The 14,934-nt window shown below is 62.8% G+C and carries 17 protein-coding genes; 1 reads left to right on the forward strand and 16 read right to left on the reverse strand.

What is annotated here, in order from left to right; genetic code table 11:
- The first annotated feature begins 172 nt into the window (after positions 1–172).
- Complete coding sequence (locus DEIPE_RS02270) at positions 173–682, forward strand: hypothetical protein (protein ID WP_015234367.1); 510 nt, start codon at positions 173–175, stop codon at positions 680–682.
- A gap of 255 nt (positions 683–937) precedes the next feature.
- On the opposite strand, the gene DEIPE_RS02280 is transcribed toward DEIPE_RS02270, so the two are convergent.
- The 16 genes from DEIPE_RS02280 to DEIPE_RS02355 form a co-directional block, all read right to left on the reverse strand.
- Entirely contained in the window at positions 938–3,715 is a 2,778-nt protein-coding gene (locus tag DEIPE_RS02280) for a right-handed parallel beta-helix repeat-containing protein (protein ID WP_015234369.1), read from the reverse strand.
- 9 nt (positions 3,716–3,724) lie between these two features.
- Positions 3,725–4,222 (reverse strand): hypothetical protein, encoded by a 498-nt coding sequence (locus DEIPE_RS02285; RefSeq protein WP_015234370.1) that lies wholly within the window; start codon positions 4,220–4,222, stop codon positions 3,725–3,727.
- Positions 4,219–5,823, reverse strand: a complete 1,605-nt coding sequence (locus tag DEIPE_RS02290) for a hypothetical protein (protein ID WP_015234371.1) — start codon at positions 5,821–5,823, stop codon at positions 4,219–4,221. The genes DEIPE_RS02285 and DEIPE_RS02290 overlap by 4 nt, the downstream gene beginning before the upstream one ends.
- 104 nt (positions 5,824–5,927) lie before the next feature.
- Positions 5,928–10,274: a tape measure protein gene (locus DEIPE_RS02295; protein WP_015234372.1), complete on the reverse strand. Its 4,347-nt coding sequence runs from the start codon at positions 10,272–10,274 to the stop codon at positions 5,928–5,930.
- A complete protein-coding gene (locus DEIPE_RS02300; RefSeq protein WP_157448738.1) occupies positions 10,271–10,582 on the reverse strand; it encodes a hypothetical protein in 312 nt (103 codons plus the stop codon). Before DEIPE_RS02300 ends, DEIPE_RS02295 begins: the two co-directional genes overlap by 4 nt.
- Positions 10,583–10,638: 56 nt before the next feature.
- Positions 10,639–11,022, reverse strand: coding sequence for a hypothetical protein (locus tag DEIPE_RS02305; RefSeq protein ID WP_015234374.1), 384 nt, complete (start codon positions 11,020–11,022; stop codon positions 10,639–10,641).
- The gene (locus DEIPE_RS23705; RefSeq protein WP_157448739.1) at positions 11,019–11,168 is read right to left on the reverse strand and encodes a hypothetical protein; all 150 of its coding nucleotides are present in this window, start codon (positions 11,166–11,168) and stop codon (positions 11,019–11,021) included. Before DEIPE_RS23705 ends, DEIPE_RS02305 begins: the two co-directional genes overlap by 4 nt.
- 98 nt (positions 11,169–11,266) lie before the next feature.
- On the reverse strand, positions 11,267–11,722 hold the full coding sequence (locus DEIPE_RS02315) for a hypothetical protein (protein ID WP_015234376.1): 456 nt from the start codon (positions 11,720–11,722) through the stop codon (positions 11,267–11,269).
- Between the two features lie 2 nt (positions 11,723–11,724).
- Entirely contained in the window at positions 11,725–12,084 is a 360-nt protein-coding gene (gene gp17 / locus DEIPE_RS02320) for a tail completion protein gp17 (protein ID WP_015234377.1), read from the reverse strand.
- Positions 12,081–12,443: a hypothetical protein gene (locus tag DEIPE_RS02325; RefSeq protein ID WP_015234378.1), complete on the reverse strand. Its 363-nt coding sequence runs from the start codon at positions 12,441–12,443 to the stop codon at positions 12,081–12,083. The genes gp17 and DEIPE_RS02325 overlap by 4 nt, the downstream gene beginning before the upstream one ends.
- Entirely contained in the window at positions 12,440–12,757 is a 318-nt protein-coding gene (locus tag DEIPE_RS02330) for a hypothetical protein (RefSeq protein ID WP_015234379.1), read from the reverse strand. The genes DEIPE_RS02325 and DEIPE_RS02330 overlap by 4 nt, the downstream gene beginning before the upstream one ends.
- Positions 12,757–13,116, reverse strand: coding sequence for a hypothetical protein (locus DEIPE_RS02335; protein ID WP_015234380.1), 360 nt, complete (start codon positions 13,114–13,116; stop codon positions 12,757–12,759). Before DEIPE_RS02335 ends, DEIPE_RS02330 begins: the two co-directional genes overlap by 1 nt.
- 8 nt (positions 13,117–13,124) lie before the next feature.
- Complete coding sequence (locus DEIPE_RS02340; protein WP_015234381.1) at positions 13,125–13,454, reverse strand: hypothetical protein; 330 nt, start codon at positions 13,452–13,454, stop codon at positions 13,125–13,127.
- Positions 13,423–13,659 carry a hypothetical protein gene (locus DEIPE_RS02345; RefSeq protein ID WP_015234382.1) on the reverse strand — a complete coding sequence of 79 codons (237 nt, stop codon included), beginning with the start codon at positions 13,657–13,659 and terminating at the stop codon, positions 13,423–13,425. The genes DEIPE_RS02340 and DEIPE_RS02345 overlap by 32 nt, the downstream gene beginning before the upstream one ends.
- A 1-nt stretch (position 13,660) precedes the next feature.
- Entirely contained in the window at positions 13,661–13,906 is a 246-nt protein-coding gene (locus DEIPE_RS02350; protein ID WP_015234383.1) for a hypothetical protein, read from the reverse strand.
- Positions 13,907–13,974: 68 nt separating this feature from the next.
- Complete coding sequence (locus tag DEIPE_RS02355) at positions 13,975–14,925, reverse strand: N4-gp56 family major capsid protein (protein WP_015234384.1); 951 nt, start codon at positions 14,923–14,925, stop codon at positions 13,975–13,977.
- Positions 14,926–14,934: the final 9 nt, after the last annotated feature.

The raw sequence follows: 14,934 nt of genomic DNA on the forward strand, positions 1-14,934 counted from the left end.
AGTACGGCGAGGTGCAGAAAGTATCAGGCGGGTCCAAAGTGGACTGCTACCCTAAACCCAGCAGGGAGCACTCGGAAAAGTGCTCCCTGCTGGCGGGCCGCCGAAGCGAACCACTGCGTGTGACGACTCAGTGTAACGCTTCAAGTCAAGCTGCCCGCCGCATCGGAGCTGTATGGAACACCTGACTGAAGCAGTGGAAAAAGCTGTACGCGAAGAAAACTGGTATGCCGCGCTCGGTCTGGCGCTCGCCCTGCCTGACATTTGCGGCAAATACTACCGACCGAATGAGAAGAGTAGCACCCGCTATATCGAGTGGTTCGACCAGTACGTCCAACCGAAGTACACGAGTGGAGTGGGGCCTTCGCGCACACCTCATGTTTTCCTGTCAGGCTCCGACTGTTACGCCTTGAGGTGCGCGTTCCTCCATGAAGGCTCAGAGCAAACGCCGCGCGGCAAAATCGAACCGAACCGAGCGCTAGACACGTTTCAGTTCGTCGTGTCCCCGCCCCCATCCTCGGTTCACATGAATCAGAGGGACAGTAAATTGCAGCTTGATGTCCGAAAATTCGCGACGGATATGGTAGCCAGCGTGCGGGAGTGGCTTGCCATGGAACCGAGCATCAACACAAGCACCTTGCTCGAAATCGAGGTGATTGACCCGACAAAAGGCTTCAGCTTCTGAGTTATCCTCCTCCGATCAACAGTATGGGTGGGCCCGGCTGGAGTTGGGAGAACCAGGCCCTGTCGCCTAGATCCTCCACGATGTTCGCCACGTCCAACTCCGGCTCAAAGCCAAGCGTCCGACCGTCAACAGATGGCACCAGTACCCGCATATCTTGCGGGTACGCCTTCAATTTTTCGATAAGTTCTGCGACTGTCATCGCGCCTCCTGCTTGAGTCTAATTGCCCTGACCAGCGGTCATATTTTGAGTAGGTATCAGGTTGCCATCAAGCCCGCGTTACGCAGGCGCTGCAAAAGCGCGTTGAATTCCGCTTGGGTTGGAGCTGCCGCCACATCTGCCATCGCAGCCGCCTGTTTCACCAATCCAAACGTCGTGGTGTTCGCCACCTGACGCACATTCACCCAGCCGGTATTCCCGATGCCACCCGTGACCTTCACCCACAAGCGCCCCTCCCCCGCGTTGAAGTTATCGAGGTAAATCGAGCCCTCACCTGAAGTCTGGTTATTGTTTGGCGGAAACGTCCCTTCCAGCACTCCCACGCGCTGCACGTAATCCACCCAATGGCCTTCCATGCTCGCGCTTCCGACATTCCCCACCAAGCTGATTTTGGCGAAGGTGCCCGGTCCTGTCAGGGTAAAGCCGGTACTCAAGGTCGCCTTCAGGGAATTCCCCGTGACCGTGACATTCTGAATGGTCTGCCCTGTCGCACTGGTGTACAAATCAAACGGCTTTTGCAGGGTGCCGCTGAAGTTATTCCCAATGATGCTGGCCGCGTTGATGCTCTCCACGCCATCCAGAAACAGTCCCACCGCCGTGTCGCTCTGTCCTTCGATGGTGTTCCCGAGAATGGTGAAGTAATCCGACTTGATGGGGTTGATGCCGTTCCCCCCGACTGGGCCGTGCTTGATGGTATTCCCTGCCACGACCCAGTGTTCGCTTTGCTGCATCTTGATTCCGGCTTCAGTGAACCCGTCCACGGTGTTGCCGGTCACGCTGTGCCCCTGGGTGCGCGCTCCGTTGTAGAGGTTGGACATGCTGATGCCCACATCCATCACGAGGGTTCCGGAGGCGTCCCGCCCGTTCACGCTGTTCCCCGTCACGCTGACCCGCATCGCCCCCGCGACTTCCAGCCCCAGCAGCAGACAGCCGCGCACGGTGTTCCCGCTGACGCTCGCACCATGCGAACCGTCCACGCTGATGCCCCACCCGAATCCCTCTACGGTGTTGCTGGAAATCGCGCACTCATCCTGCCCCACGGCGGTAGCGGCCCCGCCCTGCAGCTCGATGCCGAGCTGCAAGCCCCCGCCGCTATCCCCGAGGGCTGTCACGCCGCGCACGTCATTCCCGATGATGCGGTGACGCCCACCTTTCGCCAGTCCACCCTTCAGTTTGATACCGCACACGTCAAGCCCGCGCACGTCCCGAATGGTGTTTCCCTGAATCAAAGTGCCGATGGGCACCGCGTCCACGGCGGTCGGTTCCTGAAAAACACCGTGGTAGGTGCCTTCGATGGTGTTGTGCGTGATTTTGGTGTCACGCACACCGGCCAGTACGTACACCCCTATCCCGCGTGCATTGCGGATGCGGTTGCCGCGAATGACCGTTCTGGATGACGTGCCCTGCACGGTAATCACACCGCCCACGAATCCGCGTGTCGCGCTGACGTACGCACCGTCGAGCGTGAATCCTTCGATGGTCACGTCATTCGTCTGAACGTCGAAGCGCTTATGGTTGGCTTCACTGTCTGCGACCAGGCGCGTGCCGTTCCCGCGCAGCGTGACGGGTTTCGTGATGGTCTGCACCGCACTCACCGTGAAGACCCCAGGGGGGAAATCCACCACGCCTCCACTGGCGACAGCGGCCAGCGCGTTCGTGATGGCGCTGTCGTTCTGCGCGGCGGTGCCGGTCGAAGCGAATCCGAACCGTGCGGCGGTAATGACATGCTGGGATTGCGTGCTGAGCAACGCCGGGCCGGAGTTGACCCACACTCCGCCCACGACCACCAGGCGTTGCAGGCTCCCATCCACCAGGCGTTTACTGCCAATCGCACCTTCCGGCCCTAAGGGTGGGTCAGCGGTGGTTTCCGACACATACTGCGCGGTATCCGCCGCTGCACTGTACGCCTGGTCAGCCGCCGTGTTCGCGTTGGTGACCGCCGCGTCCACGCGTTCTTCGAGCGTCTGCCCGGTCGGCGTGATCTTCGTGATCTTCAAATTGAAGTTCGCGCCGCCCGTGATGTTCCGGCCAGGGTTGCTCGACACGTAAATCAAGGCTTTGTCACCGGCCGTGAGTTGCGCGATGACGGTCTTGGCGCTCGTGTAATTCCCAGCGGCCTGCACGGTGATGTTCTCAATTTCGCTGCGCAGCACTGGGTTCGGGTCCGCGCTGCCTTGCACGAACAACGCTGCTTTGATCACATCACCGACTTGGAGCGCTTCCCAGGGCACGCTGACTTCGAATTTGAACTGGCTGGTCACGTCGGCAGTGAAGACGCTGCCGGTGCTGTTGTTCACCAGCAGGGTGCCGCCGGTGTCGATCACGTCGTACGTGATGTCATCGTACGAGCTGTACGCCGCGAAGGCGGTGGTGCGGTGCGCGGTGGCAACGACGGTTTCGGTGGTGCCGGTGCTGTCGAGCCCACCGCCGCCTTCCACGTACCACACGACTTTCCAGTTGATGGTGGCGACGGGTGGCACGGCCACGCTGGGGCTTTGTCCCTGGTTGTCCTGCAGGGCTTCGAAGATGGCGTTGTTGAGGAACACGCGCCGTCCGGCTTTGTAGAACACGCTGGCGTCCCACACTTCTTCTTTCGTCAGTTGGGCGGGCAGCAGTTCGTCTTTCACGAGGCCCGTCACGGGGTCGAGGTCGGCTTTGACTTCTGCGAGGGTGACGACGCCTTCACCGAGCGCGGTGAAGGCGGCTTCGTACCGCTCGGGCCAGTCGGTCTTGTTGCCCCGGGTGGGCAGGTTGAGCACCTGCATGATGGCGTCCCGTATCGCGAGGGCCACGTCTTTGAAATTCGTTTCTGCCATAAGGCCTCCTTAGATGGGGAGTTTCTCAGTGCCGTCGTAGCCTTCACCGAGCGGGAACGCGCCGAGAGGAGCGTCACCGAGGGCTTGGGTCGCGCCAGGAATCCAGTCCGGCCCGGTCGGCAGGAGCGTCAGGGTGACGTTCCAATGCCGGGAATTTTTCGATGCGGGAGTGAGCTGACCGTAAGGGTAGGTTTGCGCGATCAGTTCGCGGTAACGAATCCCGCCGCGCCAGAGCTTCACCGCGCGCTTCTGCGCGTCCAGCAACTCCCTCAGCACGAGGGTGGCGTGGTACTCGCTGGCCGCTGAAATGATGCCGCTTAACACGAAGGGCTCCGGAATCGGCAGGCCATCCCCGGTCGAGAACCACCTGGTGCTGCCTGGCGCCCGTTCGAGTTGCGAACTGAGGTTGTACCCGACACCTCCGGTAGGTTGGAAGGTGAGCGGTAAGGGGTAACGTTCAGTGACTCCTGGAAGCTCGAATTCGAATCCGGCGTAGAGTCCGCTCATGGCCCGTACCTCACGGCGGTCAATGTTGCTGCGTTGTCGCGCTGCTCGATGACCGCGCGCAGCGCACTGGCTTCGGGCGAGTCACGCTGGCCGGTGTGCGTGTAGGTGTCACCGTATTCCTGTGCGGTGATACGGTACTCGATTTTCTCCACCGGTCGTTCGATGGTTTCGATCAAGCTGCCGTCAAGGGCGCGGCGTTGAATGATCGCTGTCGCACCAAGCGGACCAAATCCAGTGGTCCGGATAACTGCGGGGTCCATGCTTGGTTCGCGGTAATACAGGCTGGCGAGGCGTTCGAGCGTCACGCGGTCCACCAGCAGGGGCCGGGCAGTTCCGATTGACGCACTGCCGTTCGTGGGGCCCGTGACACTGAGGGTGATGCGGCAACTGTCGTACAGCGAATTGGCTTCCATCAGCGCGCGAATGTCGGGCCCGCCAAACAGCAAGAGACCATTCTTGAATTCGGTCGGACTGGGGTAGAAGTCCAGGAATTGCGTGGTGTCGCTTGCCTGGTACATGATCACGCCGACATTCACGTACGTCGCGCCTTGCACGTTCTGCAGTTCGAAGCCCAGCAAGTCGAGTGCACTCGACTTGCTGATGTCCCAGCGGATTTCGACGGTCTGCGTGCTGCCGACGGAATAGTCACCGAAGTTGATTCCAGCGACCGTGCTGGGGTTGTCATCCGCGAGGTTCTCGATGCTGCTGACGCTGCCTCCCGGATTGGCGGCAGAAGCATGCACGGGCGTCCCGATCGGCTTGAGGTAATCACGCGGGGTGGTGAGCGCGAGGACTTTCACGGCGTACCCGTACGCGCTGCTCAGTGTGGTACTGCTGCTGACGATCCCTGCAGGCAGGACATCATAGGCGCCCATGCCGGTGTAGGCGTACAGCACCTTCGGGCGGTTCCCGATCAGCCACCGCACGGCGGTGATGAGTTCCTCACTGCCGCTTTCGGTCCATTTGACGCGCGTACCCACGACGGCTTCGTCGATGTTGATGGTGCCGCTTCCGGTGTCCACGACCAGCTGGAAGTCCGCGTTGTATCCCCAGCCTTTCCAGCCGGGCACGAGGCTCACGAGCTTGTCGAGCACTTCCCGGCCAGTCTGGTAGTTCGGGTGGAGCACGCCAGCGGTGATGGCTGGGTCGGGCACTTGGGTGAGGTTGTTCATCTGCGCGGGCAGGCGTCCGTTCGTGAGGTGCGCGATGACCTGGCTGATGGTCGTGTGGACGCTCTGCTGCGGGTACTGCGCAGTCTGCACGTCGACTTCCTCCAGGCGTTTTTTCATGCCGACGAGCTTGAAGCCGGTCGCTTCGGGCGAGTTCTTCGCGCCGGTCAGCACCGCGATGCCCGCGAAACGTGAGGTCCACAGCACGGTGTCATCCGTAACGTTCGGGTCACTTGGGCGCGTCTGGATCTGCACGATGTCCCGGTCCCCGATGCCCAGCGAGGCCGCCTTGGCGCTGAAGGTCGCTTCCAGGCAGTTCCCGTACGGTTCGAGGGTCATGGTGAGCCCGGCCTGCGTGACCTGAGCGGTGTCGAGGGTGCGGTCGTACCGATACGCTCCGCTCGGACTGTAAATTCGGAGTCTCCAGCGCACGTCAGCCTCCTTTCTGGGCGTGAGGAGCCACGCCCGCGCGTCAAATGAAGGAGGTGCGGCGTGAATGCCGCACCCCACGAGAACGAGGAGGAGCAGAAGCAACCTCACCGGAATGCTCCAGTGATGCTGCCTTGGGCTCCCCCATCCAGAACCACACGGATTGGGGTATTGATGATTTCCCCGAAGCGATCGACGTGCCGGCCAAAGGCCGGCACGATCTGGTTCCCCAGGGTGTCGAACGCCTCGAGAGTGGGCGTGCTGATGCTGCCAAGCCCCAGGTCCGGCACCCTCCCGAACAACTCCCGGTTGCCCGTGATGCTCTCGGTCCCTTCAGGTGGTTTGATGAATCCCTTATCGACCAGCATCTGACGGACAGGGGCGAGACCTGTCACGAACTTCTCGCCCAACGCCGCTGCGGTATCTGCCGCGCTCAGCACGCCGTTCAGGGCAGCCACGTCATCATTCGGGTCGGGCGTCTGCAAGGCGTCGGTGTACTTCTTGATGGCCGGGCCGATGATGTTCTTCAGCAGCTCACCCTGCATGAAAGCGTCAATGATGCCGTTCAGGACGGCGTCTCCCACGCTGAGCTTGAGGGTGCTCGCGAAGAGACTCACGTCATTCTTCACGATGGCTTCCTTGAGGCCTTCCTTGATGCCTTTGGTGAAGCCATCACTGATGGTCTTCGCGAAGGCCAGGCCGACCTTGTTGATTTCCTGCACCACTTCAGGACCGCCACCGAAGAAATCGGCGAAGAAGCCCCGCGAACGGACGCTGGTCTTGCCGTAATCGTCCGCGTTGAGGAACGATCCCGAGAGGGACTCCCGGAATTGCTCTTGCAGGCGGGCGGCTTCAGCGTAGGCTTTGCGGAATCCCATGATGGCGTCGGCCAGGCCGCTGATGATCTTGGTGATGCCCCCGATGATGTTGCCACTCGCGAAGTCCTTGGCGATGTCGAGGCCCTTCCCGAGGAGCGTCACGAAGCCATCGACGTTGGCCTGCAGGTCCGTCGCGCCCAAAGCGCCGGCGAATGCCCCGACCGCTCCGATCAGCGGTGAGAACTTCTCGAACAGGCGCCCGAGGGCACCTTTCGCTTCCTCTGCCCGGCGTTTCATTTCAGCCAGCAGGGCATTGAAGCGGTCGACGTTCTTGGCGCTCTTCGCACCTTCGAGCTGCAGTTGCAGGTGTTCGTCCGAGAGCTTGTGCAGCCCATCCGCCCATTCCTGGAAGTCGATGCGGCGCAGGTTGGCGTCCCAGTCGCTCGAGGCGTCCGAGACAGTTTCGACGTCCTGGGCCGTGCCTTGCAGAGCTTCACCAATGGCCAACAGGGCTCCACGCAACTTCACGAGCACGTCGCTGCCCTGATCCCCACCTTCGACCAGGCGGTTGATGAAGGCGGCAATCGTTTCCTCAGGAAGCAACACCAGGGCGTCTTCGGTGGCGAGCTTGTTGAACGCGTCCATGAACGCCGCACGGCCATCGTCCCCGAGCTTCGCGAAGGCTCCCGGGTCGAGTAGCAGTTCGAGCGCCTTGGTGAGTTGTTCGTCATCCGTGCCGCTGAAGACCTCCGCCAGGGTGTCTTCGACGGCGGCGGCGAGCTCGCTGCTGTAAGCGGTCCAGCCTTCCCCGTACACCTGCGCGGCCTGCTCACCGGCGAGCTTCGCCTCAGCCTTCGAAGCAGCACTCGCCGCTTTGATCTTGTCAGCCAGTACGTCGCCAATCAGCACGGCCAGCGGACTGTCCGCCAGGCCATCCGCGGTGAGTCGCGCCAGCTGGTCGAACAGGTCGCTCTGCTCCAGTTTGGCGAAACCGGCCCGCAAGAGCTCGGCCGCACCCGCCGCGATGGCCCCCTTGGCGGCGTCTGCCGCTCCACCCGTGCCTTTCACGCCGATGCCACGGATCTCGTTCTCACTCTGGAAAACACCCTGGCCGGTGTTCACGTCCGTCGCCATCCCACCGAACTCGGCGAGACTCCGGTCGATCGAGCCGTCCAGCAGCGTCTTGAGTTCCCCAACACTGCCGATCAGGCGGTCCAGGGTGCCCTTGGTGATGTTCCCAGCGCGTTCGAGGTCCATCATGGCCTGCACGAAGGCATCGAGGCCTTCGTTCGTGTCGGGCATCAGGCCGATCAGCTCTTCGAACTCCAGCTTGACGGGGCGCTGTGCGGTCGGCAGGCGTCCGAAGGCATCCGCGACGTCGATCGCACCACGTTCCACTTCACCCAGGGCAGTCTGCCCGGCGTCGTAACCCTCACGCAGCTGCTCCTGGAATTCACGCGCTTCGCGTTGCTTGACCACCAGACGGCTGGTGGCCGCTGCTGTGTGCACCAGCCTGCCGATCAATGCGTCCAGCGCCTTGATGGAAGGGTCGGTGTTGAGGCCCTTGTCGCCCATGCTTTCGCGCAACTCGCGCAGCTGCTTCAGAAAGCCGTCGCGCTTGTCGCCGGAGAACTCACCAGCCTTCGCGGTCCTGTTGATGGCACGGCCGAGTTCCTCGTAGGCTTCCGTACCGTCCCGCACGCCCCGGCGGCGCTGCTCCGCTTCACGGGCCGCTTGCTCTGCTGCCTGGGCGGCTTCACGCGCCGCTTGCTCTGCTTCGCGCTTGCGCCGGGCAGCTTCAGCCTTGGCTCGATCAGAGGTCGCCTTTGCCTGCCCAGCCAGTTGCTCGAGCTCACGGCGTGCTCCGCCCACGACGTCCATGTAGGCCCGCCAGGCATCGGTGCCTCTCTTGACGCTGTTCGCGGCCTTCTGGTTCTGGCTTTCGACCAGATGCAGGGCAGTCGCGTACTGCGCAGCCGTCAGGCGACCTGCTTCGTACTCGCGCCTGAGGTCGCCCAGCACGTCCTTGATCTTCTTGGTGCGCTGCGCGGTCGTCTCGGGCTTGTCGGCCTGCGAAGTTGCTGCTGCCGCCCCGCCTTTGGGGAACACGGTGGAGATGCTGGCAGGCTTGAACGATCCTGCCGGAAGGCTGGCGGTCAGGTCGGCCATGATCTTTTTGAAGGTCTCGGCACCGTTGGAGACAGACGACACCACGTTCTGGACACCCGTGTCGGCCTCACCCTTGATGCCAGCCATCATGGTTTTGAAACCACCCACGACATTCTTGTTCGGGTTCTCCCACACCCCGACCAGGTCATCCTGAAGCAGGTTCATATTTCGGGAGACGGAGTCGCGCATGTCCTTCGAGGCGTCCACCATGCCCTGAAAGTCACCGCGCGCGAGGGCTTTGAGACCCCTCGCCAGTCCTCCCAGGTAATCCTGAGCGATGACGGACATGTACCCGAGGGACTTCCCGATGTGCGCGGCCATCGCCACGAAACTCTGAATGACGCCCTGGATGAGCTGCACGAAGCCTTTGAGCACCGTGCCCATGTTGACGAAGGTCGGCCCCGTGTCCTTGGTTGCGATCTGGAGGCCCTCAGTCTGTTTCTGGGCTTCCTCGAAGGCGACCTTGAGCGCCAGGCCTGCCGCAATCCACGGCAGGATCGTCACCAGCGTGGCGGCGAACCCGGCAGCGAGCGACAGCACGGCGGGGAGCAGTACGCCACCCACCGCCCACGCGACCGCTTCGATCTTCTCCTTGTGCTCGTCGAACAGCCGGCGCAGGTCCGCGCCTTCAATGGCTTCTTTGATGCGCTGCATGCCGTTCGTCATTCCAGTGATGACGGCGTGCAGGTCAAAGGTCTCAACGATCTTGGTGCCGATGCTCGTGAGGGTTTGAGTGAGGTTGTCCTTGAGGGTGCTCCACAAACCGTTGAGGGTCTTGCTTTGCTTCTCCATCGACCCGGCGAAGCGGGTATTCATCTGCTCAAGGATGCCTGGAATCGCTTGGCTGGCGGAGATGGCGCCCTTCTCCGCCAGCTTCATCGCCTCAGGCACGCTCTTGCCGATGGCTTTGGCGAGCATGTCCCACGCGGGAATGCCCAGCTCGGCCAGCTGCATCATTTCCTCAGCGCTGACTTTGCCTTTGGCCATCATCTGCCCGAGGGCCATGGTGACGCGGCTGATCTCCGCTTCACCGCCACCGAGAGCACCGACGGCGTCACCGATGGCGGTGAGCATCGGGATGACCTGCTTCGCTTCGAAACCGAAGGCGAGAAGTTTCCGCGCGGCAGCTTGCAGGCCGGGCAGCTCGAAGGGAGTGCGCGCCGCGAAGTCGCTGAGTTCTTTGAGGAAGGCCTTCGCCTTCTCGCCTGAACCGAGCAGGGTGGTGAAGGCGATCTCCGCCTGCTCCAGGTCAGCGGCGAGCTTCACGGCGTACGCGCCGACCCCCACGAAGGCGGCGCTGATGCCCGCCATGGCGCCGGCGATCTGACGGGAGGCGTCCACGGAGCTGCTCACGGCCAGCTGCAGTTGCGAGCGGAGCTGCCCGAGGTTTGCCTGCACGTTCACGTAGAGGGTTTCCAGCAGCGTTCCGCTGCCAGCACTCCCGCCTGTTCCACCACCTGTGGTCATAGGGCCTCCTTTCTGAGGGCATTCAGTGAAGCCTTCACGGCGTCACTGTCGAGATGATCAAGGCCGTCTTGCGTGATCAGCTTGCGCCTGAGGGCAATCTGGATGGCGCGCGCCACGTCCGGGGGATAGTGCCCGCCAATGGCGTCTTCGAGCTGCGCGAAGGCGGGCATGAAGTCCTCAGGAGTGCCCTTGACTTCTTTCGCCCACTGGTTCGAGAGGATCCACGCGATGGTCGCGTTACTCGCGTGCCGCCGCCGTTCGAAGATCGGTAGGGGCGCGAGGTACATGCGCACCTGGTCGAGGTTCAAGCGTCCAATCTCGCGCGGACTGGCCCAGCCGTAGTAATGCCCCAGCAGGGCGAAAATCAGACCCCAGTCGGGTTCAGCTGGGGCCGGTGGGCGTTTGGGTCCGGCACCTGGCCAGTGACGATGGTCGTGAGGACCGTCGTCATTTCGTCCACCTCCAGGAAGCGCGCCCATTCCTGCACGTGCTCACGGGTCACGCCAACCGTGCGGTCCGCCAGGACGTTCACCAGCAGGGTCTGCAGCTCGAGCGCCTGCTCCTTGCTGACTTCACCGGTGAGGCCACCCATGCGTTCCTGGAAGTCAACCAGTTCGTTGAGGGACGCTTTGGCGACGATGACGTTCAGTTCCTCGCCTTTCCAGTTCAGCAGGGTGAGGGTGTCGCGTTGACGGCCAAGGGCGGCGCTGAGGCCTGTCACGGCGGATTGAGCGGTGGTCTTTTTCATGCCAGCTCCAAAATGATGTTCTCGTGGAGGCCTTCGCCGAGGTTGCTCGGCAATACCACGGTGAGGGCTGTCCCTTTATCGTTCTCGTCTTCAAAAAGGCGCACGCGCACCCGTCCCGCGCGGATTTTGCCCTGCACGAGCAGCACGGGGCACTCCACGCCTTCTGGGGTGAGCGTCACGCCGAAAGCGAGAAAGGAAGGCTTGTTGCCCTCCCCTCTCGTTTTGGGCGTCAGGAGCATCAGCTTTAGACCGGGAAGGCCGTGACGTTGTACTCGAAGGTGGGGGTGCCGTCGAGCACGTAGTCGTAGCTAATCTCGTGCATGTCGCCCGGCGTAAGCTTGAGGTTCATGATGCGCGCGAGGCCACTCACGACCAGGTTCTTCGCACCGGCAGCGGGCTTGTCACCGAACACCAGGAAGTACTTGACGGGCTCCTTGCCGTTCGCAGCGATGATCAGCGGCACCTTGGCGTTGTCGAGCACCAGGTTGCCGGTCATGGGGATCGTGCCGCTGTTGATGTCGGGGATGACTTCCTGCCAATCGCCCGAGTCCCAGTTGGTGGCGTCGATGGTACCAGTGCTGGTGTCCAGCCCGCTGGTTTTGACTTCAGAGATGCGGTCGCCCTCGACGATGGCGCTCGCGCCGGTGAAGTTGGTGTACAGGTGGCTGTTGCCGCGGCTTTTGCGTGCTTTGCTGGCCATGGTTATTCTCCTTGGATGAGGGTGCGGTAGTCATGACTGACGCGATGCCAGTCGCCATCTTTCCCGAGGGGGACGCTTGCCCCGGTGCGCTCCCAGCCATGCTGGTGAAGGATGCCCTTCGCCATTTGGGCGAGCTGCGCGGCCTTGAGGCTGCTCTCGGTGGTCCAGAAGTCGAGCTGCACACGCAAAGTGCTGCTGTGCTCCTCGGCGTCCAGGGTCTCTTCGGGCGTATCAGCGATGATCGTGATCACCACGTGCGCGCCTGAGGTGGGGAGGGTTTCACCGGCGAACTTCACGGGGACGTTCAGCGGCGCGAGGTGGGCGAACAGTGCCGCCCGAGCAAGGATGATCGGGACGGTCATCGTCTGCGCCTCCGTTTGAGCTTCTCGACGGCGGGTCGGAAGTACGGACGAGGGGCCATGTTGCGCGTCCCGAACTCGAGCGCCACGGGAATGGCTTTGTTGCCGTTCGCCTGGTCGTAGTTCGTGCCGACCCGCCAGAAGGCCGGGCCGTACCGCACGGCCGCGAAGCTGCCACGCAGGCGGTTCTGGTCCGCAGCGGGGCTCTCGCCGGGGGCGCTGGCCTGGTGCGTGCCGTACCTGCGGCCACTGCCGGGGCTGCTGAGCTGCACGACCACGTCATCCCGCAGTTCCTGCGCGATGCCCGCGATGCGCGCTTCGACCATGACGGTGAGGTGGCGCATGCTGCTGTTGACGCTCACGGCAACTCCTCGACGATGACCAGAGGGAAGGTCGGCCAGGGTTCGAACTTCAGCGTTCTGAAGTCCTCCCCGTCCCACCGGAGGCGCGCACCCATGGGGATGATGCGGCCAGGCGGATGGAACACGACCCAGCGACCCACCGTGCCCGTCAGGCCCGCTTTCTCGGCGGTTTCGATGGAGAGGGGCTGCACGCGCGCCTTGAAAGAATCGGTCGTGACGTACGTCTCGACTTCCTCTTGAGACACCGCGTCACGCGTGACCTGCAGTTCCTGCACGCTGACGTGCCGCTCCGTCTTGCGAAACGCACTGAACATCAGCGATACCCGGTAAAGGTGACACGCAAATCCAGCTCGTTCTCGACTTCGGCGGTGTTCGGATCGTCGGGCAGACCCGCGTCCCATTCGCCGCTCTTGCCTTCCAGGAAAGCCAGGGAAGCAGCAGGATCCACGAAGGTCTCGCTGACCTCTCCTTCACTGCGGCTCTTCAGACGGTCCGGGCGGCTCAGGTAAGCGAGGGCTGTCGCGTACGGTCGCCAGTAGGTGTCACTGCCACGCGTGACGGCGTCCTCGTCCAGCTGATCGCCCCATTGTGAAGCGTCCCAGCCCGCAGAATCCCCGACAACGCGCTGCGTGAGCTTCAGGCAGGCTGCCCGGTCCTTCGGGTTGGTTGCCATGCCTCACCTCACAAGCTGAGTGCCGCGACGGTCACGCTGGCCACGGCGGAGAAGTCGAACAACGTCAGGCCACTGCCGTCCGCGAAGTAATTCGCCTCGGCTGGCTTGATGAGGCGTTCCCCGCCGGCAGGAATGGCGATCTGAATGTCACGCTTCACGCCGTCGAAGTAATTGGTCGTGGCGCGCATCGTGACGGTAATCGCGCCCGCGCTGGCGTTCTTCACGTGCAGGGCAGTGCGGCCATCGTTGGGGATGTTCACGCCCGTGGCGTCCGCCGCGGTGTACGCGGGGTTGAGGCCGGTCACGCTACTCGGTTGCTTCGTCAGGGTTGTTGCCATCGGTCACCTCCTCCTGCGCTGCAGCTGCACGCTGGGCTTCACGCTGTTGTGCTTCACGCTGCTGGGCTTCGTGCGCGTCGAGACGTTCGGTTGCGCGCGCCACGGCTTCTTCGGGCGTGGCGCCCTCGCCGTTGAACTGCACGCCGTCCTTGAGGGTCGCGACGCTGAAGTGCGCGTAATCGAAGCGCTTGAGGTTCTGCTTCACTTCAGACTCGCCCGGCCTGCTCGAGGACTTCGTAAACGCTCTCGGGCACTTCGACGCTCTCGCCACGCTTGATCTGGTAGATGTGGCCGTTGATGCACACCGTCTCGTCCGGCAGGCGAGGTTCAGCGCCGGTCGTCTGGTGCAACTTGACCTTGCGCTTCTCCTGCTTGGCGAGCACTTGCGCGGTGGTCAGGGTGACTTCCCTCATCTGCGCGTCGGTGGCGGGTTGGGTTTTCTTCTCAGCCATGGGGCCCTCCTGTGGGCAAAAGGTCGAGCCTCAGGCGTCGTGCTGAGGCTCAAGGGTGGTTACGGCGATCAGTTCGCGACGGCGTGTTCGATGCGGAGCATGAACAGGTCATTCAGGATCTTGGCGGTGAAGGCCAGCTTCCAGCCGCTCGTCCAGCGCTGGTTGAGCGGATCGGCACTGCCGGCGCTGCCAACGGGCTTGAAGATAAACTCCAGGTTCTGCCCTTCGAGGGGGATGATGCCGTACGCGTCGGCACCCAGCACCAGGGTGCTGTACACGTCGATGGGGCCCAGGGCGCCCGTGCCGTCGGGGTCTGCACCTTCAGCCGCGAAGACTTTCGCTTCGGTGGTTTCCACGAAGCGCACACCGTAAATCTGCCCGATCTCGCCGTTGAACAGCTGGGTGCTGCCCGCGTACTTGGCGGCTTCGCGCCATTCGGGGTCACTCTGCAGGGTGTAGGTGGTGTTCGGCGCGACGATCGCGACGTACGTGCCGTCCGGCAGGGTGCGGGCCTTGTTGTTCTTGAGGGTCCGCACGGCCTTGCGCACTTCGGTGACGGTCAGGTTGTCACCGGTGGTGATGGTGCCACGGCTGGTGCGGCCGTTGGCGTACTGCACGGTGGTGCCGGCATGCAGGATTTCACGCACGACCTGGTCGGTGCTGAGGCCCGCCTGCTCACCGAGCAGCTGCGCGGTTTCGGTGAGGATCGGATCGATGGCGGTCAGGTCGAGTAGGTCGCTGCCTTCGATGAAGTCACCGTACTGATTCACCGTGGCGGTGATGGCGCTGCTGGTGAGGTTGCCACCGGCGGGCGTGGCACCTTCGGTGAGGGGGGTGACGTTGGCCGCCAGACTGGCGAAACGGCGGAATTCGATGGTTTTACCGTTGCGCTTGCTGAGCGGGCGGGTCTGACCGAACTGCGCGTGCACCAGCAGCGGCAGGGCACGTACGAGCAGCGTGCGGTCGTAGTAGGTCTTCATCTGGACGGAGAGGCCGGCGGTGTTGGTGCTCTGGGTCATGCGTTATCC

The organism is Deinococcus peraridilitoris DSM 19664 (genome assembly GCF_000317835.1).
Classification (GTDB): Bacteria; Deinococcota; Deinococci; order Deinococcales; family Deinococcaceae; genus Deinococcus_A; species Deinococcus_A peraridilitoris.

What these genes read in the sequence shown, in the direction of transcription:
- DEIPE_RS02335 (WP_015234380.1), bottom strand. Translation starts at nt 13,116, where the DNA reads ATGGCAACCAACCCGAAGGACCGGGCAGCCTGCCTGAAGCTCACGCAG.
- DEIPE_RS02295 (WP_015234372.1), bottom strand. Translation starts at nt 10,274, where the DNA reads ATGACCACAGGTGGTGGAACAGGCGGGAGTGCTGGCAGCGGAACGCTG.
- DEIPE_RS02280 (WP_015234369.1), bottom strand. Translation starts at nt 3,715, where the DNA reads ATGGCAGAAACGAATTTCAAAGACGTGGCCCTCGCGATACGGGACGCC.
- DEIPE_RS02305 (WP_015234374.1), bottom strand. Translation starts at nt 11,022, where the DNA reads ATGAAAAAGACCACCGCTCAATCCGCCGTGACAGGCCTCAGCGCCGCC.
- DEIPE_RS02355 (WP_015234384.1), bottom strand. Translation starts at nt 14,925, where the DNA reads ATGACCCAGAGCACCAACACCGCCGGCCTCTCCGTCCAGATGAAGACC.
- DEIPE_RS02315 (WP_015234376.1), bottom strand. Translation starts at nt 11,722, where the DNA reads ATGGCCAGCAAAGCACGCAAAAGCCGCGGCAACAGCCACCTGTACACC.
- gp17 (WP_015234377.1), bottom strand. Translation starts at nt 12,084, where the DNA reads ATGACCGTCCCGATCATCCTTGCTCGGGCGGCACTGTTCGCCCACCTC.
- DEIPE_RS02285 (WP_015234370.1), bottom strand. Translation starts at nt 4,222, where the DNA reads ATGAGCGGACTCTACGCCGGATTCGAATTCGAGCTTCCAGGAGTCACT.
- DEIPE_RS02350 (WP_015234383.1), bottom strand. Translation starts at nt 13,906, where the DNA reads ATGGCTGAGAAGAAAACCCAACCCGCCACCGACGCGCAGATGAGGGAA.
- DEIPE_RS02330 (WP_015234379.1), bottom strand. Translation starts at nt 12,757, where the DNA reads ATGTTCAGTGCGTTTCGCAAGACGGAGCGGCACGTCAGCGTGCAGGAA.
- DEIPE_RS02270 (WP_015234367.1), top strand. Translation starts at nt 173, where the DNA reads ATGGAACACCTGACTGAAGCAGTGGAAAAAGCTGTACGCGAAGAAAAC.
- DEIPE_RS02340 (WP_015234381.1), bottom strand. Translation starts at nt 13,454, where the DNA reads ATGGCAACAACCCTGACGAAGCAACCGAGTAGCGTGACCGGCCTCAAC.